This window comes from Bacteroides xylanisolvens XB1A (assembly GCF_000210075.1).
Classification (GTDB): domain Bacteria; phylum Bacteroidota; class Bacteroidia; order Bacteroidales; family Bacteroidaceae; genus Bacteroides; species Bacteroides xylanisolvens.
In genome coordinates this window covers 200301-222796 of the sequence record NC_021017.1, presented here as the reverse complement: position 1 = coordinate 222796, position 22496 = coordinate 200301, and the positions used below count along the sequence as shown (strand labels likewise).

Here is a 22496-nt window from a genome sequence, read left to right as displayed (position 1 = left end):
AACTTAGGTACATGGCAAGGCGTCTACCTCGGCGAGTTTCGCGACGGAGGAGACACCCGTAAATTGAGTATTACCATTCTATAATATTTCCAGAGCCATCGGACAATGGTCGGAATGTACGGCCTCATTCAAAATATACGCCCGTTTCAACAGCGGGCGTACCGGCTCACTGACCATACAATAATCAATTCTCCAGCCTTTATTCTTGGCACGCGAATTAAAACGATAGCTCCACCAGGTATATTCCTGTTTCTCCGGACAAAGCGTACGGAAAGAGTCCACATATCCCGCAGACAGGAAACGCGTCATCCATTCCCGTTCTTCAGGAAGGAAACCGCTGTTGGTCGCGTTCCGGACAGGGTCATGAATATCAATCGGCTCGTGACAGATATTATAATCGCCGCAAAGAATCAAGTTGGGACGAGACTTCTGCAACTCCATCACATATTTCTGGAAATCTTCCAACCACACCATTTTAAAGGCCTGGCGTTCATCTCCGCTCGTTCCCGAAGGATGGTAAACGCTGACTACCGACAAGTCTCCGAAGTCCGCACGGATGAAACGTCCTTCATTATCGTATGCTTCCATTCCCATCCCATATTCCACATGGTCCGGTTCCCGCTTGGTAAGTATAGCCACTCCACTGTATCCCTTCTTCTGCGCCGAGTATAAATAAGACTTGTAGCCCAATGCTTCAAACACTTCTCCCGGATATTGGTCCGGTTGCAGTTTCGTCTCTTGCAGACAAAGAATATCAGGATTCTCCTGTGCCAGCCATTCCGGTAACCCTTTAGATACGGCTGCACGTAGTCCGTTCACATTATAAGTAATAATTTTCATCATTCTATATTTATAAGTTCATGTTCATTTTATGAAAACAAAAGCATAATGTTCAGTACCGAAACGATAATAGCAATCGAGTACAACACGAACGTACTCCAACGACTATTGACATAATCGCCCATCACCTTTCGGGAAGACGTCAGTCCCACCTGTAAGAACACGGTGAAAGGCAATTGAATACTAAGTACCATCTGCGAAATAATCAATCCTTTAAACGGATCTCCAATAAAGAAAATCAGCAATAAGGCAATTCCCAAAGACAAGAGAACTCCCACCTGCGAGTGACTGTCCTTGATATGATAAGACTCGCCGAAAATACCTGCAAAAATAGAACCTGCCGCCATTCCGCTCGTAATAGTTGACGAAATGCCCGCCATCAGCAATGCCAATGCAAATACAATTGCCGCATTACTTCCCAATAAAGGTTCGAGCAAAGACTTAGCCTGTTGCAGTTCCTCTACCTGAATACCGCTCTTAAAGAAAGTGGCGGCCGCCAGCAGAATCATGGCACTGTTAATCGCCCAACCTACAATCATTGAGAAAAGAGTGTCAAACAACTCATATTTCAATACCTTCTTAATAGAAGCATCATCTTTCTTATTGTACTCGTGACTCTGTATCACCTCCGAATGAAGGAACAGATTATGAGGCATCACTACCGCTCCCAACACACTCATGATAATCAGCATACTACCTTTCGGGAAAGAAGGAGTCACCCACCCCGCCGTTGCAGCCGGCCAGTCTATTTCCACCAGAAACAATTCATAAATAAATGAAAGCCCGATAACAGAAACGAACGCAATGATGGAACGTTCTATCTTTTTATACGAATTAGTGAAAAGCATGATGGAGACAAAAAGCGTAGTCAATACAGCTCCCCATATAATAGGAATATCCAATAACATTTCCAACGCGATGGCACCTCCCAGAATTTCCGCCAGGGAAGTAGAGATCGACGCCAGTACTGCTGTGCCAAGAATAGGTCGTGACACCCATTTAGGGGTGTACTTAGTGGCCGCCTCCGAAAGGCAAAGTCCGGTAACGATTCCCAAGTGAGCAACGTTGTGCTGAAGGACAATCAGCATGATAGTAGACAAGGTAACCACCCAAAGCAAGGAATAGCCGAATTCGGAACCGGCGGCGAAATTAGAAGCCCAGTTTCCCGGATCAATAAATCCTACAGTAACCAGTAGCCCCGGACCAATATATTTAAAAACATCCAGTCCACCTAGATAGCGTTTATGATCTTTGCGTCTTAAGTCTTGAAAAATATTCTTCATTTTTGCATAATAGTTTATCCAGTACAAATATACTTATAAATAACGAGTGAGAATCAATTTTAGTTCAAAATACCGACCAATAAGTAGATGACCTATGGACACAGATGATACACTAATTGTGAGGACATTATTATAAAAGGATTGAGTAAGGACTACTCAAGAAAAGGAAATAAGGACTTTCTGCAAAAAAAATGACCTCCGACAAACCAATTGCCAGAGGTCACAAATCAATATATAATTTACATAAATGAAGATCAATCAATATCCCATCTCATGCAATGCACGACATAATTGATCGGGACATGAAGTCGGTCTGCCACCACAACGCACTCCTTCGAGTTTTGTGATCACATCCGCTACCTTCATCCCTCTCACAAGGCGGGAAAGACCTTGAAGGTTACCATTACATCCTCCCCAGAAAGCAACTTCCTTCACCACTCCATCTTCCACATTCAGTTCGATATTCGTGCTGCAAGTCCCCTGGGTCTTATAAACATATTCCATAACCTGTCTTACTCCTCTTCCCCTTCTTCCGGTTGCATGTTGGTATAGACAGTCTGCACGTCATCAAATTCTTCCAGACGTTCGATCATCTTATCCAATGTTTCGCGTTGTTCCGGAGTAACCTCTTTCAAGTCGTTCGGGATATAAGTGAAGTCTCCACCGACATCTTCAAACCCACATTCTTCCAAATGCTTCTGAATAGCGGCGTAGCTCTTAGGATTACCATAGATAGTAATTGTTCCCTCTTCATCATCTTCTTCATATTCATCTTCCACATCATAGTCGATCAGATCGAGAATCAGTTCTTCCATATCCAATCCGTCTTTCTTCTTGAAAGTGAACACACATTTGTGGTCGAAAAGGAACGCAAGAGAACCCATTGTACCTAGATTGCCACCGAACTTATTGAATACCGAACGAACGTCAGCCACCGTACGAGTTGTGTTGTCTGTCAATGTGTCTACAAACACAGCAATACCGTGAGGGCCGTATCCTTCATAAGTCATGCTCTTGTAGTCGCTCTGGTCTTTACCCATTGCGTTTTTGATAGCACGTTCAATGTTATCCTTCGGCATGTTTTCACGCTTACAAGTAGCGATCACCGAACGCAGCGTCGGGTTGTTTTCAGGTTCCGGACCGCCTGCCTTTACAGCGATAGCGATTTGTTTACCCAGTCTTGTAAAAGTTTTAGCCATGTGGCCCCATCTTTTCAGTTTAGCGGCCTTTCTATATTCAAATGCTCTTCCCATTGGTTTATATTTTTAATAATGACAATTTTAAGTTTATCTAAGTTTGGCACCCAGTTTATCTTCCAGGTTCTTCACCAGTTTCGACATGATCTTATCAATCATCTTATCATTCAAAGTCTGGTTTTCATCTTGAAGCAGGAAGCTCACCGCATACGACTTCTTACCCGCTTCGAGGTTCTTACCTTCATATACATCGAAGAGTTCCACTTCTTTCAACAGCTTCTTCTCTGTTTCGTATGCAATCTTTTCGATTTCGGCAAATTGTATATTCTTATCAAGCAACAATGCCAAGTCGCGTTTCACAGCAGGGAATTTGGAAATTTCCTTGTAGCTGATCTTCACAGAACGGATGGCTTTCATCAATTCCTTCCAGTTCAGGTCGGCGTAATATACTTCATTGTCGATATCAAATGCTTTCAACAACTTCTTAGTTACAATACCGAAAGAAGCAAGACGTTTTCCGCCCTTCGTGTTGACAGAGAGTGCGGCAGCAAAAACATCGTCTGTCAGATTACCGATAACCAGATTGTGCAAATCCAGTCCCAGACGCTTCAATATATTTTCTACATAAGCCTTCAATTCATACACCGAACTGTTCTCATCCGCATGCGCCCATGAATTGGAAACCTTCTTACCAGTTACCCACAAACCCAGGTGATAATCTTCCGAATAAGGAGCCAGTACCTTCTCTTCGTTCTTCTTGTCAGCATTGAAATAATAACAGTTACCGAATTCGAAGAATTTCAAATCAGCGTTCTTACGATTGGCGTTATGAGCAATGCTTTCCAGTCCGCCGAACAGCAAGGTCTGACGCATAGCGTTCAGATCAGCACTCAACGGATTGAGCAACATCACCAAGTGATTGGACGGATAAGCCTCCAACCCATCATAATAAGCAGCACGAGTCAGTGAGTTGTTCAGAATTTCATTGAATCCACAACCCACTAGTTGCTCTGCAATCAGGTTCTGCAATTTATTCGACTTGTCGTGCTCACCCTTTGTAGTCAGACTGGAGTTCAGCGTAGTCGGAATTTCCACATTATTATATCCATAGATGCGAAGAATATCTTCAATCACATCGCAATCACGCTGCACGTCTACACGATAAGGAGGAACAGCCAGTGTCAGTCCTTCTGCCGTTTCATTGGTAATCTTCATTTCCAGGCTGGTCACAATGCTCTTGATTGTCTCTACCGGGATCACTTTACCTACCAAAGAATGTACTTTTTCGTAAGCAAGATCAACGATAAAATCCTGTGCAGGGGTAGTGAATACATCTTTTATTTCAGAAGAAATCGTACCGCCAGCCAGTTCTTTCACCATCAAAGCAGCCAGTTTCAGGCAATAAATCACGCCATTCGGATCGATACCACGTTCGAAACGGAAAGAAGCATCCGTATTCAAGCCATGACGACGAGCCGTCTTACGCACCCATGTAGGATGGAAATAAGCACTTTCGATGAATACGTCTGTCGTAGCTTCCGTAGAGCCGGAGTCCAGTCCGCCGAATACGCCGGCAATACACATGGCCTCTTGCTTGTTGCAAATCATCAGGTCGCGTTCGTTCAACTTACGCTCCACTTCATCCAACGTAACGAACGGAGTACCTTCGGGCATTGTTTTCACAATCACTTCATTGCCTTTAATCTTTCCGGCATCGAAGCAATGCAACGGCTGACCGAAAGCATGAACGATATAGTTCGTAATATCCACTACATTATTAATAGGGCGCACACCGATCAGGCGCAATTTGTTTTGCAGCCATTCCGGACTCTCCTTCACCGTTACACCTTTCACGGTAACACCGGCATAATGCGGACAAGCTTCGCTGTTTTCAACCTTCACTTCGATATTCAAGTCCTGGTTTTCCACTTTAAAGCCATCCACTGACGGGCGCTGTAAAGTTGCCTGACGACCGTTCTGAATCAGATAAGCATACAGGTCACGAGCTACCCCATAGTGAGAGCAGGCATCCGCACGGTTAGGCGTGATGTCCACTTCCAGTACATAATCGCTTTTGATATTATAATAATCCTTGGCAAGCGTACCCGGAACAGCAGTTTCCGGCAATACGATGATACCTGCATGATCCGTACCGATCCCGATTTCGTCTTCAGCACAAATCATACCTGTAGATTCTACCCCACGGATTTTTGATTTCTTGATGGTAAAACATTCGTCACCGTCATAAAGTTTCGTACCTAAAGTAGCTACCACCACTTTCTGTCCGGCAGCCACATTCGGGGCACCACAAACAATCTGTACCGGTTCACCGTCTCCCAGATTAACAGTAGTAATATGCAAATGGTCAGAATTAGGATGTTCCGTGCAGGTCAGCACTTCACCGATCACAAGTCCTTCCAAACCACCTTTAATGGTTTGCACTTCTTCTACACCACCTGTTTCCAAGCCGATAGAAGTCAACGCAGCAGCCGTTTCATCGGGCGTCAGGTCGAAGTTGACATACTCTTTCAGCCAGTTATAAGAGATATTCATATACTTAATTTTTTATTGTTTCTCAAAAAGATTCGCAAAGTTAATAAGATTTTTCGGTTGACCGAGAAGGTTTGATAAAAAATTGCGCGTTATTTCACCACAGAGGACGCAGAGGACACCGGGAAGATGAAAAATAAGTGTAAATCCGTAATAAGCAAATGTGTATAATTAATTCACAAACTAATTAAACATGAGTACTTAGTAAAAAGAAAGAACTCTGTGTCCTCTGCGTCCTCTGTGGTGAAACAATGCGCAACTAGAACGGCAAAGGTCCATCCCCTGGTGCTCCGAACGGATTCGCTGCCTGCGGTGCAAAATCAGGCGCGGGAGGAGGTACGGAACCTGCATTACCTGTATTCATTTTCGATCCTAACATAGCCCCGGCAGGCTCACCCGGCATCGGGATAACCATATCGTCCTCCGGATTGGAGAAACGGGTAAATTCTCCCTTAAACCGGAGCAACACCTCGCCTACCGCACCATTACGATGCTTGGCGATGACAATCTCCGCCATACCACGCAGGTCATTACCACGATCATCCTGATAAATCTTATAGTATTCCGGACGGTGGATAAAGCACACCATATCGGCATCCTGCTCGATGGCTCCCGATTCACGAAGGTCACTCAACTGCGGACGTTTACCATCAATACCTTCACGACTTTCCACACCACGATTCAACTGCGACAGTGCGATAATCGGAATATTCAACTCTTTTGCCAGTCCTTTCAACGAACGGGAAATGGTACTAACCTCTTCCTGACGGCTACCAAACGCCATACCGCTCGCATTCATCAACTGGAGGTAGTCAATAATAATGATTCTCACCCCATGTTCACGTACCAGACGACGCGCTTTCGTTCGAAGTTCAAATACAGACAGAGACGGAGTATCATCCACGTAAAGCGGTGCATCCATCAGATTCTTCAGTTTATAGTCCAACTGTTGCCACTCATAACCTGCCAACTGTCCGCTCTTGATCTTTCCACTCTCAATCTCGCAGACATTCGCAATCAAACGGTTCACCAACTGAACGTTACTCATTTCAAGCGAGAACAACGCCACCGGGTTCCGATAATCGACAGCAATATTCTTAGCCATAGAAAGGACAAAGGCGGTCTTACCCATCGCAGGACGTGCAGCGATAATGATAAGGTCGGAATTCTGCCAACCGGAAGTCATCTTGTCGAGCTTTGTAAAACCACTCTCAAGACCACTCAAACCGTCGGTTCGCGCCGCAGCCTTCTGAATCAGCTTATAGGCTTCGTCAATCACCGGATTGATCTGCGTATAATCCTTTTTCATGTTCTGCTGCGAAATCTCAAAAAGTTTACCTTCCGCTTCCTGCATCAAGTCGTCCACATCCAGCGTTTCATCGAACGCCTTACTCTGGATATTGCTTGTAAATGTAATCAGCTCACGCGCCAGAGATTTCTGTGCAATAATACGGGCGTGATACTCAATATGCGCTGATGAAGCCACCTTACTACTCAATTGAGTAATATAGAACGGGCCTCCCACCTCTTCCAATTCTCCACGTTTGCTAAGTTGTTCCTTTACAGTCAGAATATCCACCGGCTTCTGATTCACCGCAAGATCGGTGATAGCAGAATAAATCAACTGATGCCGGCGTTCGTAAAAAGATTCGGGACGAAGAATCTCACTCACCAATGAGTAAGCGTCTTTTTCAATCATCAAAGCTCCCAAAACTGCTTCTTCCAGTTCAGGCGCCTGCGGCTGAATACGTCCATAATCATTTACCGGTTGTATTTTAGTAGACTTTGAATTGCGGGTATTTCTTTTCTGTTCGGCCATCGAGGTATTTACTATTTTACAATTTACTATTTACTATTTTGCGACCGGACAAACTCCTTTATAACAGAGTTTTTCCAGTCGGGACGACAAAGATAGAATATAATCATGAAGAATGGATAAGGAAAAATGAAGATTTTACTAACTTTGCTCCCGAATTACATTCAACACATGATTAATTGTCATGTGCGGCACTGCAAATAGTAAATCGTAAATTGTAAAATAGTAAATAACCTTATGCTCGCTTTTCCTAATATCAAAATAAACCTGGGACTTTCCATCACGGAAAAACGCCCGGACGGATATCACAATCTGGAAACCGTTTTCTATCCGGTAGCCCTCGAAGACGCTCTCGAAATCCGTACTTCTTCTGAAACAGAAAAGAAGATTATCCTCCACCAGTATGGCATGGAGATAGCCGGCAATCCGGAAGACAACCTGGTGGCAAAGGCCTATTCATTGCTGGATAAGGAGTTTCATCTTCCCCCTGTCGAAATTCATTTATATAAGCATATTCCCTCGGGAGCCGGACTGGGGGGCGGTTCATCCGATGCCGCTTTTATGCTGAAGTTGCTCAATGATCATTTTCAGCTGGAATTATCTGAAGAACAGCTGGAGGTATATGCCGCCACTTTGGGAGCGGACTGTGCTTTCTTTATTAAAAACAAGCCGACCTATGCCGAAGGGATCGGAAACCTGTTCTCACCAATCGAGCTTTCATTAAGCGGTTACCAAATCATGATCGTCAAGCCGAACGTTTTCGTTTCTACCCGGGAAGCCTTTTCAAATATCCACCCGCACCGTCCGGAATATCCGGTCAAAGAGGCAATCCTGCGTCCAGTTGCAGAATGGAAGGATATCCTAATCAATGATTTTGAAGCAAGTGTATTCCCGCAACATCCCGTTATCGAAGAAATCAAAGAAGAGCTCTATCATCAAGGAGCAATCTACGCATCCATGAGCGGCTCCGGCTCTTCAGTGTTCGGACTGTTCGCCCCCGGAACTTCTTTACCGGAAACAATGGGAGAAAGCGACGTTTTCTGTTTCAAAGGAAAGCTATAAACATAGTTTTGTTCGCCCATACTGGGCGAACAAAAAACGGTACCACGACTCACGTCGTAGTACCGTCACAACACAAACACAAAATAAAACACGACAAAACTACTATGCAATCTTTCCTGTCTATGCCGGGGAGGCATAAGTACTATTTACGTATATTCGCATACTCATAAACAGCTTCAGGTCGATTAGCATCAGATAAACAAATCGCATGCACGATTTGTTTAATCTTTTATGTTTATTTTAAAACAAATCTCTTTTATTGAATCCCTCTTTCACGGAGTTTCAGCTGCCAGTTCCATGCAGAACGTAAAGTATCTTCCAAAGTTTCTACAGCCTTCCAACCCAGTTCCTGGTTTGCAAAATCCGGATTCGCCCAAACTTTTTCAATGTCGCCTGCACGACGTCCGACAATCTGATAATTCAATTTTACGCCGGTGGCTTTTTCAAAGCCATTTATTAATTCCAATACAGAAACGCCACGTCCTGTACCGATATTGAACACTTCCACTTTTTCTTTTTGTGTCTTTTCCAAGATACGACGAATAGCAATCACGTGGGCTTTAGCCAAGTCAACAACATTGATAAAGTCACGGATACAAGAACCGTCCGGTGTATCATAATCATCACCAAACACACTTAGTTTCTCACGGAGACCGATGGCGGTTTGGGTCAGATATGGAATCAGGTTTTGAGGAACCCCATTAGGCAGTTCACCCAGCAATGCCGTAGGATGCGCACCAATCGGATTGAAATAGCGCAACATAATCGCATTGATCGGAGCACCTGAAGCTACCGTATCACGAATAATCTCTTCATTGATCTGTTTCGTATTTCCGTATGGCGATTCCGCTTTCTTAATCGGAGCCTTTTCCGTTACCGGTAGTTCATCCGGCTGGCCGTATACTGTACAGGAAGAAGAGAACACAATACCTTCTACTCCATGTTTTGGCATCAGTTCGAGAAGGTTAATCAAAGAAACCAGGTTATTACGGTAGTAAAGCAACGGTTTCTGTACCGATTCTCCTACTGCTTTGCTCGCTGCAAAGTGAATGATCGCCTTAATTCCTTTATATTTTGTAAATACTGCATCAAGACCAGCAAAGTCCAGACAATCCAGCTTTTCAAAAACTGGGCGAATACCGGAAACTTTCTCTATATTGTCAACAACATCAGCACTTGAATTTGATAAATTATCGATGATGATTACTTCATATCCACTGTTTTGTAGTTCTACAACAGTATGAGACCCTATGTATCCTGTCCCGCCTGTTACTAAAATTCTTTCTTTCATATACTTTATAAAAATGGTTAGTTTCTCGGCTTATCATTGTTTGAGTTACAAATGTATGGAAATAAAATGGAATAGCAATAATTTGCCACAATTTTATTTGCTGAAAAGTAATTTAGGTACGATTGGGTGGCAATCAGGTATAAAAAAGAATTGGAAACTCAAAGCTGTATGACGCCATACAGCAGAGCTTCCAATCCCCTATTTAATTATCAACTGTAAATCCTTACACCACGCCGGAGAATCCCATGAATGCCATAGCAAGCAAACCGGCGGTAATCAAGGCAATCGGAGTGCCTTGCATTCCTTTAGGTACTTTCACGAGGCTCATCTGTTCGCGCAATCCGGCAAAAAGCACCAGTGCCAGACCGAAACCGATGGCCGTAGAAAACGCGTACACAACACCTGTCAGCAGGTCGTAGTCTTTCTGAATCACCAGGATAGCCACACCAAGAATACAACAGTTGGTTGTAATCAAAGGCAAGAACACGCCCAAAGCCTGATACAGAGCAGGCGATACTTTTTTCAAAATGATTTCCACCATCTGCACCAATCCGGCAATGACCAGAATGAACGTAATCGTCTGCAAATATCCCAGCCCGAAAACATCCAATACAAACTTCTGAATCAGGAAGGTAACGATGGTAGCGATGGTCAACACGAAAGCAACCGCAGCGCTCATACCCATCGCAGTCTCTACTTTCTTAGATACGCCCAGGAACGGACAGATACCCAAGAACTGCGACAACACGATGTTGTTTACAAAGATTGCCGAAATAAATATCAATATATATTCCATATTCTTTTCTTATTTAATTGAATTAGGCTTTCTTGAAACTGTTAATCAGCGCAATGAGGTATCCCAAAGCGATGAAAGCACCCGGAGCCAATACAAATACCAACATTCCATATTCTTCCGGCATGATGGTCAGATCGAAAATCTTACCGGTTCCCAGAAATTCACGGACAGCCCCCAGCAATGTCAGGGCAATGGTGAAACCAAGTCCCATGCCGATACCGTCGAACATAGAAGCAACTGCGTTATTCTTGGCGGCGAATGCTTCGGCACGTCCCAACACAATACAGTTCACTACAATCAACGGGATGAAAAGTCCGAGCGTAGCGTACAGTCCAGGCACGTATGCCTGCATCACCATTTGAAGCAAGGTTACGAAAGACGCGATCACCACGATAAACGACGGGATACGCACCATATCCGGAATCAGGTTCTTGATTAAAGAGATCACCACATTCGAGCAGATCAATACGAACATGGTAGCCAGTCCCATACCCATACCATTGATGGCCGACGAAGTCGTACCCAATGTAGGACACATACCGAGCAGGAGTACAAACGTAGGATTCTCTTTGATAATCCCGTTCATCATTACTTTAAAGTTATTCATATCTGTCTCCTTTCTTATTTAGCACTGACCGAATCAGTAAGTTCAACTTTTATCGTAGCTCCTGTAGCAGCATCAGTATTAGGAGTTGCCTTATAAGCCTGATAAGCAGCATTTACAGCATTCAAAAACGCACGTGAAGTAATGGTAGAAGCTGTAATGGCATCCACCGCTCCCCCATCTTTGCTGACGGTCAACGGAGCTTCACCCGGATTCATCCCCAAAATAGACTTTTTACTCTCTTCATGAGACACAGCCTGTTCTCCCTTGGCCGGGTCGTATGCTCCGAACCATTTGTCGGCTTTAGAACCCAGTCCCGGAGTTTCCGCGTGAGCGAGTAACGAGTAATTATAGATTTTACCTTCGGCGTTAAAGCCTACCAACACTTTCAGTTCGCCACCAAATCCCATTGATTTAGCTTCGACGGCCGTTCCTACCAATTCTTCGCCGTTCTTAGCCGGATAAACGATAAAGTCAACATTCTTCTTTCCGTCTTTCTCGCTGAAGATCGTATCGCTTTCCGCTACCGGATTATTGGTAAATTCGGGAAGAACCTTTTTCAAAGCCTCGTTCAGTGTCTTCGCATTCGCTTCGGCAATGGGGCCTTTTGTCAGTTCATTTACATAAGCCAGCAACGCTACGGAGACAGCAGTCACGCCCGTAAGTACCAGCAACATATTCTTTAAAGATGATTCTAACTTTTTCATTTCTTCTTCGCTACCTCCCCAAAGCGTTTTGGTTTACAATAGGTGTTAATCAGCGGAGTGAACGCATTCATAATCAGGATGGCGAACGACATACCTTCGGGATAAGCACCGAACAGACGAATGACAACCGTCAGCAGACCGATACATACACCATAAATCAACATTCCTTTCTTACTCATCGGAGAAGTCACATAGTCGGTTGCCATAAAGACAGCACCCAGCATCAGACCACCGGAGAGCAACTGCAATATCGGAGAAACATATCTTTCCGGATCTGCCAGGTGCATGATACCTGCAAAGATAAACACGGTAGCCAGGATAGACACAGGAATATGCCACGTGATGATCTTCTTCCAGAGCATATAAACCAGTCCGATCAATAGAGCCAATGCACTCACTTCACCCAAGCATCCGCCATTCTGTCCGATCAGCAAACTCAATGCATCCGGAATCTGGTTTAAAGCATCCATAGCCGCACTCTTATCTGCAGCATGAATCGCTTGTTTCATCAATGCCAGCGGAGTGGCACCAGTGGTAGCATCCGTATAAGCGGTCAACTGTCCGACTACCGGCCAGCTGGTCATCTGCACCGGGAAAGAAAGCAACAGGAACACACGTCCTGCCAGTGCCGGATTGAAAGGATTGCAGCCTAATCCGCCAAAAGACATTTTGCCTACACCGATAGCAAACAGTGCACCCAGAATGATAATCCAGATAGGAAGATTAGACGGTAAGTTGAATGCCAGCAACACACCTGTGATGATGGCAGAGCCGTCGCAGATGGTAGTGGTAGGTTTCTTCATTAAATATTTCCCGATCGCCCATTCGAAGAACAAACAAGCTGCAACGGAAGTAGCCGTGACAATCAGGGCACCCAGTCCGAAGAAATAGAGAGACACCAGAAAAGCCGGAATCAGTGCGATCAGCACGCCATACATATTTTTCTGTACGCTGTCTCCGCCATGAACGTGGGGTGATAGTGATACGATTAATTTATTTTCCATATTCGTTATTTTTTAGCTTGACGTGCACGAATCATAGCACCAACTTTGCCTTTGCCCAGACGACAGTAGTCGAGCAACGGACGGTTGGCAGGACAAGTGAACTGGCAAGAGCCGCACTCGATACAATCCATGATTCTTTCTTTTTCCATTGTTTCAAAATCTCCGTTTTCGGACAAAGCTCCGAGCAAGTACGGTTCCAGTCCCATCGGACAGGCACTCACGCACTTCGCGCAACGGATACAGGTTTGAGCTTCGCCGCGTTTGGCTTCCTTCTGATTCATAATCAGGATACCGGAACTGCCCTTCGCAGTAGGAACCTCGATATTTACGAGCGCCTTACCCATCATCGGACCGCCACCGATCACCTTACCCGTATCTTCGGGCAGACCACCGCAAGCATCAATCAACTGTTTCATCGGTGTACCGATACGAGCCAGGAAGTTGGAAGGTTTCGCAACCGACTTTCCTGTCACGGTAATCACACGTTCGAACAACGGCTTATTTTTCTGTACAGCTTCATAAACGGCAAATGCTGTTCCCACGTTCTGCACGACTGCTCCCGTAGAGATAGGCAATGCGCCGCTCGCCACCTGACGTTTGGTGATCGCGTCGATCAGCTGCTTTTCACCTCCTTGCGGATATTTCACCTTCAAGGGCACTACTTCGATACCTGCATAGCTGGAAGCCACTTTGGTCATCAGTTCGATAGCATCCGGCTTATTATTTTCGATTCCGATAAATGCTTTGTTCACTTTCACCGCTTTCATCAGGATAGAAACACCCACCATGATTTCTTCCGCGTGTTCCAGCATCAGCTGATGGTCGGCAGTCAGGTAAGGTTCACACTCTACGGCATTGATAATCACGCATTCAGCCTTGAAAGAAGGAGGAGGACAAAGTTTCACCTGCGTAGGGAAACAAGCACCACCCAGACCTACGATTCCGGCATCGGCAATCTTCTTCACGATCTCTTCTGCGGAAAGTTCGCACTCTTTCACCAGTGTGGTGCTACGGTCGATTGTTTCTTCCCATTCGTCGCCTTCCACGTCAATGAAGATGGCAGGCTTCGCATAACCGCTGGCATCGACTATGGTATCAATCTTCGCCACTTTACCACTGACCGAAGAGTGAATTGCTGCCGAAACAAAGCCGGCAGGTTCGGCAATCCGTGTGCCTACCTTTACCACATCCCCTTTCGCTACAACCGGTTTTGCAGGCGCACCGATGTGCTGCCCCAGCAAAATAACAGCCTTTGCAGGAACTTCCGCTGTGATAATAGGTTGATGTGCCGACAATTTATTTTCGTGTGGATGAACTCCACCAATTGAAAATGTCTTTAACATACAGTTCTGTATTTTTTTCTGTTATTATTCTGTTACTTTCGGAGCTTCTGTAGCCTTTGCAGCAGGAGTTTCCACTTTTGTAGCCGGTTTCGGAGCAGCCGGAGCTTCTTCTTTCGGTTTCCGCGGCGGGAAATTCAACTCGATAATGCTATTCTGCGGACAAACTTCCACACATTTCCGGCAAGATTTACACTTGTTCGGATCGATGTAAGCCAAATTGTTTTCCAGCGTAATAGCCTCGAACGGACAAGTCTTCACACACTTGCCACAGCCGATACAGCTCACTGTACAAGCCTTACGTGCCACAGCTCCCTTGTCTTTATTCACACAAGAGATATACACGCGACGTGACTTCTTTCCTTGCGGACGGATTTCGATGATCGCCTTCGGACAAGCCTTCACACAAGCGCCACAAGCGGTACATTTCGCTTCATCCACTTCCGGGAGCCCCGTTTCAGGATTCATGTGGATGGCATCGAACTGACAAGCAGCCACACAGTCGCCACACCCCAGACATCCGTAACTACATCCCGTTTCCCCACCATACAGCGAAGCGGCAATAGCACAACTCTTCGCACCATCATATTGGTTGGTACGCGGACGATTGGCACACGTTCCGTTACATCTTACCACTGCTACCATCGGTTCAGCTTCACCGGCTGCAAGTCCGAGGATATCAGCAATTTGTGCCATGACAGGTTGTCCACCTACGGGGCAGAATTTACCATCCAGCGAACCGGCTTTGACGCAAGCGTCGGCAAATCCGCTACAACCGGGATAGCCACATCCACCACAATTAGCCTGGGGAAGCACTTCTCCCACCTGGGCAATCCGCGGGTCTTCATACACGGCAAATTTCTTGGAAGCCACATAAAGAATAGCGGCCAGCACGAGCGCTATAGCTCCCAATGAAATCACTGCAATCAGAATCAAATTCATAATGTTTTTAGTTATTTATTGGTTTTATAGTAAATGAAAATTGTTGTTTGAGTTGCGTTTTATTGAGCCACAAAACGAAATAATAAGGTATAAGGACAGCCAGAGAAAGAAGTGCTGCATACAACTCATTCTCTATCCACGCCATCAAAAGAAACAATGAAAATATAAGAAGTACGAAAGGAAGTACGAAAGCCAATACCACTGCCATCATGCCCATCGACGTTTCGCCGACCACCATCACCTTCTCTCCCACCTGATAGGAAGAAGCCGCGGTATCTATAATATCTATGATTTTGTCCTTACTATCCGCCGAGGAACAATGCCCCTTTGCGCTACAAGCCGCGCAAGCCGATGTCTGGACAATCCTCACCGACAGATGAGAACCTTGTATGTTTTCCACAATACCTAGATGCTTTATAGTATTATTCGTCATTTTGCAAACTCCGCATTACAAATCGCGGCAAATTTAATCATTATTTGTGAACTACGAAGCATTCCCCCAACTTTTTCTACATAATAAATTGTTATTTTTTGCGTTTTCGTTATCGCACACGGAAAAGATATAGCTACCATTTGATATTTTTCAAGAATGGCAAATAGACATCCTAAACAAAAAATCCCAGCCGTTTTATTTCTTCAGCCGGGATTTTCCATCAATTATTTCACAGATTACTCCACTATCCATTTCTCAATATTACGCATTTTCGCGTTAAAGTTCTATATTTCAAACTCCGACTCTACCGCATTGGTGTTCGCATAAAAGGGAAGCAAAAATTTAATAAATCCTTCCTCTACTTCGCGATTAGGGAAGCCTAAACTATAAATTCCAAATTCTTCGTCATACCCTTTGATAGTGAGATAACCGCTCTGATAAATGACCGGAATGGGATTGTCCGATGTTGAATCAATACTGTTCAATACAGCGGCACTCGTTTCCTCATGCGCCATACGTTCCAAGTCATAATGATGTTTTTTCAGCAACTCCACTAGATAAGTAGGAGTTCCCGTTTCAAACCAATAACTACCGAACTCTCTATATTTAAAAGTATTAAGCAAGCTGAACGGATTATATATTCCGATAGAATTGTATGTAAAATGATAGCCATCATAGTACTCCCTCAATCTATTGCACAGTTCACCATAAGTCAGCTCCTTTGCATCCGCCAGTTCATGCAGTTCAATTTCCAAATTATCATGCAATTCTTTTTCAGAAACTCCGCAAATATCCACGTATTGCTTCCGCATTGAGATGTCATCGAGATTATTTAAATCGCTGAACACGCTTACCTTACCGAATTTCGTCACTCCCGTCAGAAAAGCAAACTGAATGCAACCGTCCATAGTCTTCAGCACACTATAAAAAGCTTTCATGGTATTACGGAATTCCTTCTGAAGCTCCTCGTTACCTATTGCTTGTAACATGGGCTTATCATATTCATCTATCAGAATGACCACACGCTGCCCGGTTTGCTCATAAGCCCGTTCAATAAGGCCGCGAAAACGCAATGCAAAAGTTGTTTCCGACGGGGCGGTGCCATATTGCTGTTCCCATTTCTCCAATGTGAAATTCAATATGCTGTCCAGGCTCTCCCGCGTATCATACTTCTCCGTATTAAGATCGATATGAAAAATGGGATATGTAGTCCAATCCTTTTCCAGCTTTTCCATGGCCAAGCCCTCAAAAAGTTCTTTCTTGCCCAAGAAACACGCTTCAAGCGTAGATATCAACAGACTTTTTCCAAAACGACGGGGACGGCTCAAGAAATAATAACTGCCTGTCTTCACCATCTGATAAATCAAAGCAGTCTTATCAATATAGAAATAACCGTCTTTCCGGATTTTTTCAAAGTTCTGTATGCCAATGGGGTATATCTTGCTACTCATACTCTTTTAAAATTATTTAAATTATAATACAACTATGCATACGTTCCTCTTGAAATCACCCAATCAGCAATTGTCCGAGTCTCCGCACTAAAATTTATTGCAACCTTTACCACCGGAAGCCCGCAAAGAGTAAAACGATCTGCATATTGCTGCAAATCAATTTGCTTCATGGCAGTCTCCGCATTTTGATTCAATTTCAGTTCTACCAGATAGAGAGTAGTCCTCGTGCGAAGCACCATATCCACACGTCCTTTCAGTGTGTGCACCTCCACATCGGTATAAATACCCAGCAATGAGAATATCACATATAGCATCTGCTGGTAATGCCCCTCATAATCCGTGTTGTCGCAATAAGGCACAGTGGAAAGAAAAGCCTGAAGCAGCTTCAAAGCCTCGTCCATATCTCCCCGCACAATGTTACGCGCCAAATTACGCACCACACTGTTCACCTCATGACTGTCACTCTTCACATAAGATGGGATCAGGCTTTTCATCAGACCAACACGCACCTCTTTGTTTGGAATATCAAGCATATATGCGTCAAATTCCAAATCCGCACCCTTTATCGTAAGGTAACCGGCCTGATAAAGCAACGGCATATAATTGGTAGCCAACTCCAAAGGTACGTTAAAATCACTGGGAGACGCTTCCTCGCCACCAATTTCTGATGGTAACACAGCATATTTGCGCAACATCTCTATGATATAAGTGGGCGTGCCACTCTCAAACCAATAAGAGCCGATCTCTCCCAAAGCCATCGCCTTCAGCAAACTGAAAGGATTGAAAACATCGGGCGACGGCCACGAAAAATGATAACCGTCATAATTTTCCTTCAGTCTGTCCAACATCTCCTCTGCAGTGATTCCCAACCGGGTAGCCAGACTCTCTACATCGGGAACCATTTGAGTACGGAGTTCTTCAGCAGTGATACCGCAAATGGCAGCATAATCAGGCAGCATACTCACATTGGTGATATTATTAAATTCACTGAACACGCTAAGTTGCGAAAACTGGGTTATACCCGTAAGAAAAACAAAACGTAAATAAGGGTCACATGCCTTCAACGGACTATAAAAATTACGCATCACATTACGTAACTGTGGCAGATTCTTCTCTTCATGAACCACATCGAGCAGAGGAGCGTCATATTCGTCTATCAAGACAACCACTTTTTTACCGGTCTGCTTATAAGCACGTTTTATAAGTCCTTCCAAGCGCTGATTCACATACAGCTCCTCTTCTACACGTCCATAAATCTCCTCATAAGCCATGAGTTTCAATTCCAGTTCCGCGTTCAGTTGTTCCTTGTCCACATATTTAGCGGTACTCATGTCGAAGTGCAACACTGGATGTTGTATCCATTCCTTCTCCAATGTCTCCATGGCCAGTCCCTCAAACAATTCTTTCCGCCCCTCGAAATAGCAGTGAAGGGTACTGGTAAGCAAAGATTTTCCAAAACGTCGGGGACGGCTTAGAAACAGATAGCTGGAAGCCGAATGCGTCATCCGGTACACATATTCCGTCTTGTCAATATAGAGAAAATTCCCCTCACGTATCTTAAAGAAAGTCTGTATCCCGATAGGATATAATCTTTGCAAATCTTCCATATCAATCTTATTTTTCACAAAGCTACAAAAAAATCCATTCATAAAGACCGCAGGCGGGAAACTTTTTCCCGCCTGCCACTTTTACCTTATCTGTTTTTTCACCGTTCTCCTCTCTCCTCCTCTTTTCTTCTTCTATATCGAAAATACATTCTCCTCCATTCATCCCAGATAACTCCGGCTTCCTCTTCATTGAAGGCATCCAGACAGCACTCCACCACTTTTACGTAATCACTCAATGGGCGTTTTGCCCCTTTTTTAAATCATTAAAAGTAGAGTGGCCGATGTGTACGCTCTTCCATATTTCGTCATTTTTCAAATCCGCACGCTTTTGCAACTCTCCTATGTAAACTCCTAAAGCTACATATAAACCTTTTTCATTTTCCATTCTTTTTTATTGTTAAAATTACACCGTAACGGTTAATTATTTTCACTTTCATCCCAACATGTCGGGACGATGTCTATTTTGCATTTACTAATTTTACACCGTGTTTTGAAACACACTCATATTTTTTTGCAAAAATAAATATTTTAACTTGAAACAAAAAGAAAATGATGCCAAACAACTACAGAATGTCCTATTTCATGCCACCTATCGCTCCTATCAAAGACAAACAAGGCCGACTGATGACTCCTCCCACGCTTATCCCCTTCTGCGAAGTCTCCATCGAACAAGTTTTCCAAATGATTACTTGCAACGAGAATCTCAAAGCCCTGACCGAACAAGTACGCAACTCCGAAGATATACGAACCGCCAAAGCGTCATTACTACCGTATGTGACCCCCTGCGGCACATTCACCCGCCGTAGCAGTAAGGATTTCGTCTCCCCGTCTCACCTGGTGATAGTAGATGTGGACGGTCTCCACTCTTATCAGGAAGCAGTGGAAATGCGACGTATGCTCTATGACGATCCTCTCCTACAACCTGTACTCACCTTTGTCAGCCCCAGCGGACTGGGTGTAAAGGCATTTGTTCCCTGCCATTATTCCTCCACGACAAATGACATCCCAAATATCACAGACAACATGAGTTGGGCGATGCGGTACGTAGAGACGGCATACAATACGGTAACAGCAGTTTCTTCCGAAACAAAATCCAAAGTAGATTTCTCCGGCAAAGACCTCGTGAGATCCTGTTTCCTTAGTTACGACCCGGAAGCATTGTTCAGAACCACCAACGAATAAATCATAAATCAAAAATCATAAATCAAAATGACCGATATTGAATCTTTACGCCGTCTCACCGAAGCAGTCGAAACGGCAGGAGCGGACATTGCTCCCACTTATCTTGAATACGTACAATTGTCATTCGCCATCGCAACGGATTGCGGCGAAGCAGGACGTGAGTTTTTTCACCGCCTGTGCCGGGTATCTCCCAAGTATCAGCGCGAACATGCCGAACGGGTATTCTCCAACGCACTCCACACCCAACGTGGAGAAGTGCACCTGGGCACCGCTTTCCACCTTGCCGAAGCGACGGGAGTAAGCATCTGCATAGAAGAAATGCCCAAACATCCCACAGGTACAAAAGGTACAGCAGGTACAGCACGCAAATTTCCCCCACACACGGGCGCGCATAATAAGGTGGGAAATGACAATATCTCCGATGATAAAGAAGGGGAAGAAGAACTATTGCCGGGCAGTGAACCGCAACATCAATTGCCCACTTTTCCGAAAAACAACTGGCCGGAATTTTTGCAACGTATCATAAAAGCCGGGAGCAGCCCAATACAACACGACATCATGTTATTGGGAGCGCTCACTGCCCTGGGTGCTTGTATGTCGCGCCACGTGCGATGCCTATATGGCGGCAAATACCATCACCCCAGCCTCCAATGTTTCGTAGTGGCTCCTTCGGCTTCCGGCAAAGGTATCCTTTCCTACATCCGCTTACTCGTGGAACCTATCCACGACGAGATCCGCAAAGAAGTGGCCATACAGATGAAAGCATACAAAAAAGAGAAAGCCGAGTATGATGCAATGGGAAAAGAACGAACCAAAAAGGAGGCTCCACAAATGCCCCCTAACAGGATGTTCCTCATTTCGGGCAACAACACCGGTACGGGTATCCTACAAAACATCATGGACTCCGACGGAACCGGACTTATCTGCGAAGCGGAAGCGGACACTCTTTCCACCGCCATCGGATCGGACCACGGTCATTGGAGCGATACCCTGCGCAAAGCGTTCGACCACGACCGCTTGTCCTACAACCGCCGCACCGACCAGGAATACCGGGAAGTGAAGAAAAGCTATCTTTCCGTCCTGATTTCGGGTACGCCGTCGCAAGTGCAAACTTTCATTCCGACGGCAGAAGACGGATCATACTCCCGCCAATTATATTATTACATGTGCGGAATCAGTAAATGGATCAGCCAATTTATGGACAACGAGATAGATTGGGAGGAGATATTCACCGCTATGGGACTGGAATGGAAAGAAAAGTTGAGCGTGATAAAATCGCACGGCATTCATACCCTACAACTCACGGATGAACAAAAAGAAGAAATCGACACCGTCTTTTCCGACTTGTTTGAACGCTCCAGTGTAGCTAATGGAAGGGAAATGTATAGCTTTGTGGCACGTCTGGCTGTCAATCTATGCAGAATCATGTCGGAAGTAGCCGTATTGCGTGCTCTCGAAAGCCCGCAGCCCTACGACTTCAAGACCTCTCCCACCTCTCCTTTCACACCGGACAAGGAGATTCCTGCCGACAACTGCAAAGATGACATTATCACCCGTTGGGATGTATCCATTTCACAGGAAGACTTTCATGCTGTGCTTAGTCTTGCGGAACCTCTCTACTGTCATGCCACGCATATTCTATCGTTCCTCCCCAATACAGAAATCAGCCACCGTCCTAATGCCGATCGTGATTATCTCTTCCAGAAACTGGGTGATGAATTTACTCGTACACAGTTACTGGAAGAAGCAGTTGCCATGGGAATTAAGGAAAACACAGCCCTCACTTGGCTGAAGCGTCTCACCAAATATGGAAAATTAGTCAGTGTGGATGGCAAAGGATCTTACGCGCGTACGTGTGTGTATGAGTGAACCGGGGAAAGTGTACTTATTGTACCCGCCTTATCTACTCTGAATCTTTTTTTCTACTGCAACCCGCTTTCCCTGCTGTACCCTTTTTCTCTGTGTAAAGCATAGCTTTAGGAGATGTAAAGCATTGCTTTAGACACCGTAAAGCGATGCTTTATTTAAGGCTCTCCTAAGGCATCCACAATCACTCTTACCTCCAACGGTGTGAATGAACGGCGCTTTGATTCGTATCCTAAATCATACAAGCGTTGCAGAAGTCCGGGACATAGAGAGATCCATTTCTTCATTTTTCGATAAGCGGCAATGTCGGTAAGTTCCGGAGAATAGAGTTGTGCCAGTTCCATGCGCCCGTAGGCACGTATCTTGAATTCGTTCATAATGGATAAGTTTCTGATTTACAGTTACAAAAATAGCAAAATATTTCTACATAGCCAACGTTTTTTCATTGAATAATCGATCATAATTGCACACAACCGACAACAATCGTACGCAACTGTGTACTATTGATTTTCCGAAGTTTGAGGGT

The 22496-nt window shown here is 44.7% G+C and carries 21 protein-coding genes and 2 pseudogenes; 4 read left to right on the top strand and 19 right to left on the bottom strand.

Annotated elements, in window-relative coordinates; genetic code table 11:
* Window positions 1-84 (top strand): annotated as a pseudogene (locus tag BXY_RS00930) (secondary thiamine-phosphate synthase enzyme YjbQ); the annotation flags it as partial.
* On the opposite strand, the gene BXY_RS00925 reads toward BXY_RS00930, so the two are convergent.
* The 6 genes from BXY_RS00925 to dnaB form a co-directional block, all read right to left on the bottom strand.
* A complete protein-coding gene (locus tag BXY_RS00925; protein ID WP_008016274.1) occupies window positions 79-840 on the bottom strand; it encodes an exodeoxyribonuclease III in 762 nt (253 codons plus the stop codon). The pseudogene BXY_RS00930 and the gene BXY_RS00925 sit on opposite strands and share 6 nt — an antisense overlap.
* A gap of 29 nt (window positions 841-869) precedes the next feature.
* Complete coding sequence (locus tag BXY_RS00920) at window positions 870-2123, bottom strand: Nramp family divalent metal transporter (RefSeq protein ID WP_008022695.1); 1254 nt, start codon at window positions 2121-2123, stop codon at window positions 870-872.
* 258 nt (window positions 2124-2381) lie between these two features.
* Complete coding sequence (locus BXY_RS00915; protein ID WP_008022698.1) at window positions 2382-2627, bottom strand: TIGR03905 family TSCPD domain-containing protein; 246 nt, start codon at window positions 2625-2627, stop codon at window positions 2382-2384.
* Between the two features lie 8 nt (window positions 2628-2635).
* Window positions 2636-3376, bottom strand: a complete 741-nt coding sequence (locus tag BXY_RS00910) for a YebC/PmpR family DNA-binding transcriptional regulator (RefSeq protein ID WP_008022700.1) — start codon at window positions 3374-3376, stop codon at window positions 2636-2638.
* A 33-nt stretch (window positions 3377-3409) separates the two neighbouring features.
* Window positions 3410-5872, bottom strand: coding sequence for a phenylalanine--tRNA ligase subunit beta (pheT, locus tag BXY_RS00905; protein WP_015531002.1), 2463 nt, complete (start codon window positions 5870-5872; stop codon window positions 3410-3412).
* 256 nt (window positions 5873-6128) lie between these two features.
* Complete coding sequence (dnaB, locus tag BXY_RS00900; RefSeq protein WP_015531001.1) at window positions 6129-7688, bottom strand: replicative DNA helicase; 1560 nt, start codon at window positions 7686-7688, stop codon at window positions 6129-6131.
* Between the two features lie 234 nt (window positions 7689-7922).
* Here dnaB and ispE point away from each other — a divergent pair, with 234 nt between their 5' ends.
* Entirely contained in the window at window positions 7923-8747 is an 825-nt protein-coding gene (gene ispE / locus BXY_RS00895) for a 4-(cytidine 5'-diphospho)-2-C-methyl-D-erythritol kinase (protein ID WP_015531000.1), read from the top strand.
* Window positions 8748-9003: 256 nt separating this feature from the next.
* On the opposite strand, the gene galE is transcribed toward ispE, so the two are convergent.
* The 12 genes and pseudogenes from galE to BXY_RS00835 form a co-directional block, all read right to left on the bottom strand.
* Entirely contained in the window at window positions 9004-10038 is a 1035-nt protein-coding gene (gene galE, locus BXY_RS00890; RefSeq protein ID WP_015530999.1) for a UDP-glucose 4-epimerase GalE, read from the bottom strand.
* 223 nt (window positions 10039-10261) lie between these two features.
* The gene (gene rsxA, locus BXY_RS00885) at window positions 10262-10834 is read right to left on the bottom strand and encodes an electron transport complex subunit RsxA (RefSeq protein ID WP_004303570.1); all 573 of its coding nucleotides are present in this window, start codon (window positions 10832-10834) and stop codon (window positions 10262-10264) included.
* A gap of 22 nt (window positions 10835-10856) precedes the next feature.
* Window positions 10857-11441: an electron transport complex subunit RsxE gene (rsxE, locus tag BXY_RS00880; protein WP_004295586.1), complete on the bottom strand. Its 585-nt coding sequence runs from the start codon at window positions 11439-11441 to the stop codon at window positions 10857-10859.
* Between the two features lie 14 nt (window positions 11442-11455).
* Window positions 11456-12145: an RnfABCDGE type electron transport complex subunit G gene (locus BXY_RS00875; RefSeq protein ID WP_004312755.1), complete on the bottom strand. Its 690-nt coding sequence runs from the start codon at window positions 12143-12145 to the stop codon at window positions 11456-11458.
* Complete coding sequence (locus tag BXY_RS00870) at window positions 12142-13149, bottom strand: RnfABCDGE type electron transport complex subunit D (RefSeq protein WP_208946709.1); 1008 nt, start codon at window positions 13147-13149, stop codon at window positions 12142-12144. Before BXY_RS00870 ends, BXY_RS00875 begins: the two co-directional genes overlap by 4 nt.
* Before the next feature lie 5 nt (window positions 13150-13154).
* Complete coding sequence (rsxC, locus tag BXY_RS00865; RefSeq protein WP_004309220.1) at window positions 13155-14492, bottom strand: electron transport complex subunit RsxC; 1338 nt, start codon at window positions 14490-14492, stop codon at window positions 13155-13157.
* A 24-nt stretch (window positions 14493-14516) separates the two neighbouring features.
* A complete protein-coding gene (locus BXY_RS00860) occupies window positions 14517-15431 on the bottom strand; it encodes a Fe-S cluster domain-containing protein (protein WP_008022714.1) in 915 nt (304 codons plus the stop codon).
* Between the two features lie 7 nt (window positions 15432-15438).
* On the bottom strand, window positions 15439-15864 hold the full coding sequence (locus tag BXY_RS00855; protein WP_008770630.1) for a SoxR reducing system RseC family protein: 426 nt from the start codon (window positions 15862-15864) through the stop codon (window positions 15439-15441).
* Between the two features lie 287 nt (window positions 15865-16151).
* Window positions 16152-17315, bottom strand: a pseudogene (locus BXY_RS00850) (ATP-binding protein); the annotation flags it as partial.
* Between the two features lie 32 nt (window positions 17316-17347).
* Complete coding sequence (locus BXY_RS00845) at window positions 17348-18922, bottom strand: ATP-binding protein (protein ID WP_208946708.1); 1575 nt, start codon at window positions 18920-18922, stop codon at window positions 17348-17350.
* A 22-nt stretch (window positions 18923-18944) separates the two neighbouring features.
* A complete protein-coding gene (locus BXY_RS00840) occupies window positions 18945-19121 on the bottom strand; it encodes a hypothetical protein (RefSeq protein WP_208946931.1) in 177 nt (58 codons plus the stop codon).
* A gap of 33 nt (window positions 19122-19154) precedes the next feature.
* Window positions 19155-19307 (bottom strand): hypothetical protein, encoded by a 153-nt coding sequence (locus BXY_RS00835; RefSeq protein ID WP_008643735.1) that lies wholly within the window; start codon window positions 19305-19307, stop codon window positions 19155-19157.
* Between the two features lie 167 nt (window positions 19308-19474).
* Between BXY_RS00835 and BXY_RS00830 the strand changes: the two genes are divergently transcribed.
* Entirely contained in the window at window positions 19475-20104 is a 630-nt protein-coding gene (locus BXY_RS00830; protein WP_004309226.1) for a BT4734/BF3469 family protein, read from the top strand.
* A gap of 27 nt (window positions 20105-20131) precedes the next feature.
* Window positions 20132-21973: a DUF3987 domain-containing protein gene (locus BXY_RS00825; protein WP_015530992.1), complete on the top strand. Its 1842-nt coding sequence runs from the start codon at window positions 20132-20134 to the stop codon at window positions 21971-21973.
* A gap of 155 nt (window positions 21974-22128) precedes the next feature.
* Here the strand turns inward: BXY_RS00825 and BXY_RS00820 are convergent, their stop codons facing one another.
* Window positions 22129-22347, bottom strand: coding sequence for a DUF4248 domain-containing protein (locus BXY_RS00820; protein ID WP_004297475.1), 219 nt, complete (start codon window positions 22345-22347; stop codon window positions 22129-22131).
* Between the last annotated feature and the right edge of the window lie 149 nt (window positions 22348-22496).

What these genes read in the sequence shown, in the direction of transcription:
- rsxA (WP_004303570.1), bottom strand. Translation starts at nt 10,834, where the DNA reads ATGGAATATATATTGATATTTATTTCGGCAATCTTTGTAAACAACATC.
- BXY_RS00855 (WP_008770630.1), bottom strand. Translation starts at nt 15,864, where the DNA reads ATGACGAATAATACTATAAAGCATCTAGGTATTGTGGAAAACATACAA.
- BXY_RS00875 (WP_004312755.1), bottom strand. Translation starts at nt 12,145, where the DNA reads ATGAAAAAGTTAGAATCATCTTTAAAGAATATGTTGCTGGTACTTACG.
- BXY_RS00835 (WP_008643735.1), bottom strand. Translation starts at nt 19,307, where the DNA reads ATGGAAAATGAAAAAGGTTTATATGTAGCTTTAGGAGTTTACATAGGA.
- pheT (WP_015531002.1), bottom strand. Translation starts at nt 5,872, where the DNA reads ATGAATATCTCTTATAACTGGCTGAAAGAGTATGTCAACTTCGACCTG.
- BXY_RS00870 (WP_208946709.1), bottom strand. Translation starts at nt 13,149, where the DNA reads ATGGAAAATAAATTAATCGTATCACTATCACCCCACGTTCATGGCGGA.
- BXY_RS00825 (WP_015530992.1), top strand. Translation starts at nt 20,132, where the DNA reads ATGACCGATATTGAATCTTTACGCCGTCTCACCGAAGCAGTCGAAACG.
- galE (WP_015530999.1), bottom strand. Translation starts at nt 10,038, where the DNA reads ATGAAAGAAAGAATTTTAGTAACAGGCGGGACAGGATACATAGGGTCT.
- BXY_RS00830 (WP_004309226.1), top strand. Translation starts at nt 19,475, where the DNA reads ATGCCAAACAACTACAGAATGTCCTATTTCATGCCACCTATCGCTCCT.
- rsxE (WP_004295586.1), bottom strand. Translation starts at nt 11,441, where the DNA reads ATGAATAACTTTAAAGTAATGATGAACGGGATTATCAAAGAGAATCCT.
- BXY_RS00820 (WP_004297475.1), bottom strand. Translation starts at nt 22,347, where the DNA reads ATGAACGAATTCAAGATACGTGCCTACGGGCGCATGGAACTGGCACAA.
- rsxC (WP_004309220.1), bottom strand. Translation starts at nt 14,492, where the DNA reads ATGTTAAAGACATTTTCAATTGGTGGAGTTCATCCACACGAAAATAAA.
- ispE (WP_015531000.1), top strand. Translation starts at nt 7,923, where the DNA reads ATGCTCGCTTTTCCTAATATCAAAATAAACCTGGGACTTTCCATCACG.
- dnaB (WP_015531001.1), bottom strand. Translation starts at nt 7,688, where the DNA reads ATGGCCGAACAGAAAAGAAATACCCGCAATTCAAAGTCTACTAAAATA.
- BXY_RS00915 (WP_008022698.1), bottom strand. Translation starts at nt 2,627, where the DNA reads ATGGAATATGTTTATAAGACCCAGGGGACTTGCAGCACGAATATCGAA.
- BXY_RS00845 (WP_208946708.1), bottom strand. Translation starts at nt 18,922, where the DNA reads ATGGAAGATTTGCAAAGATTATATCCTATCGGGATACAGACTTTCTTT.
- BXY_RS00925 (WP_008016274.1), bottom strand. Translation starts at nt 840, where the DNA reads ATGAAAATTATTACTTATAATGTGAACGGACTACGTGCAGCCGTATCT.
- BXY_RS00920 (WP_008022695.1), bottom strand. Translation starts at nt 2,123, where the DNA reads ATGAAGAATATTTTTCAAGACTTAAGACGCAAAGATCATAAACGCTAT.
- BXY_RS00840 (WP_208946931.1), bottom strand. Translation starts at nt 19,121, where the DNA reads ATGCCTTCAATGAAGAGGAAGCCGGAGTTATCTGGGATGAATGGAGGA.
- BXY_RS00860 (WP_008022714.1), bottom strand. Translation starts at nt 15,431, where the DNA reads ATGAATTTGATTCTGATTGCAGTGATTTCATTGGGAGCTATAGCGCTC.
- BXY_RS00910 (WP_008022700.1), bottom strand. Translation starts at nt 3,376, where the DNA reads ATGGGAAGAGCATTTGAATATAGAAAGGCCGCTAAACTGAAAAGATGG.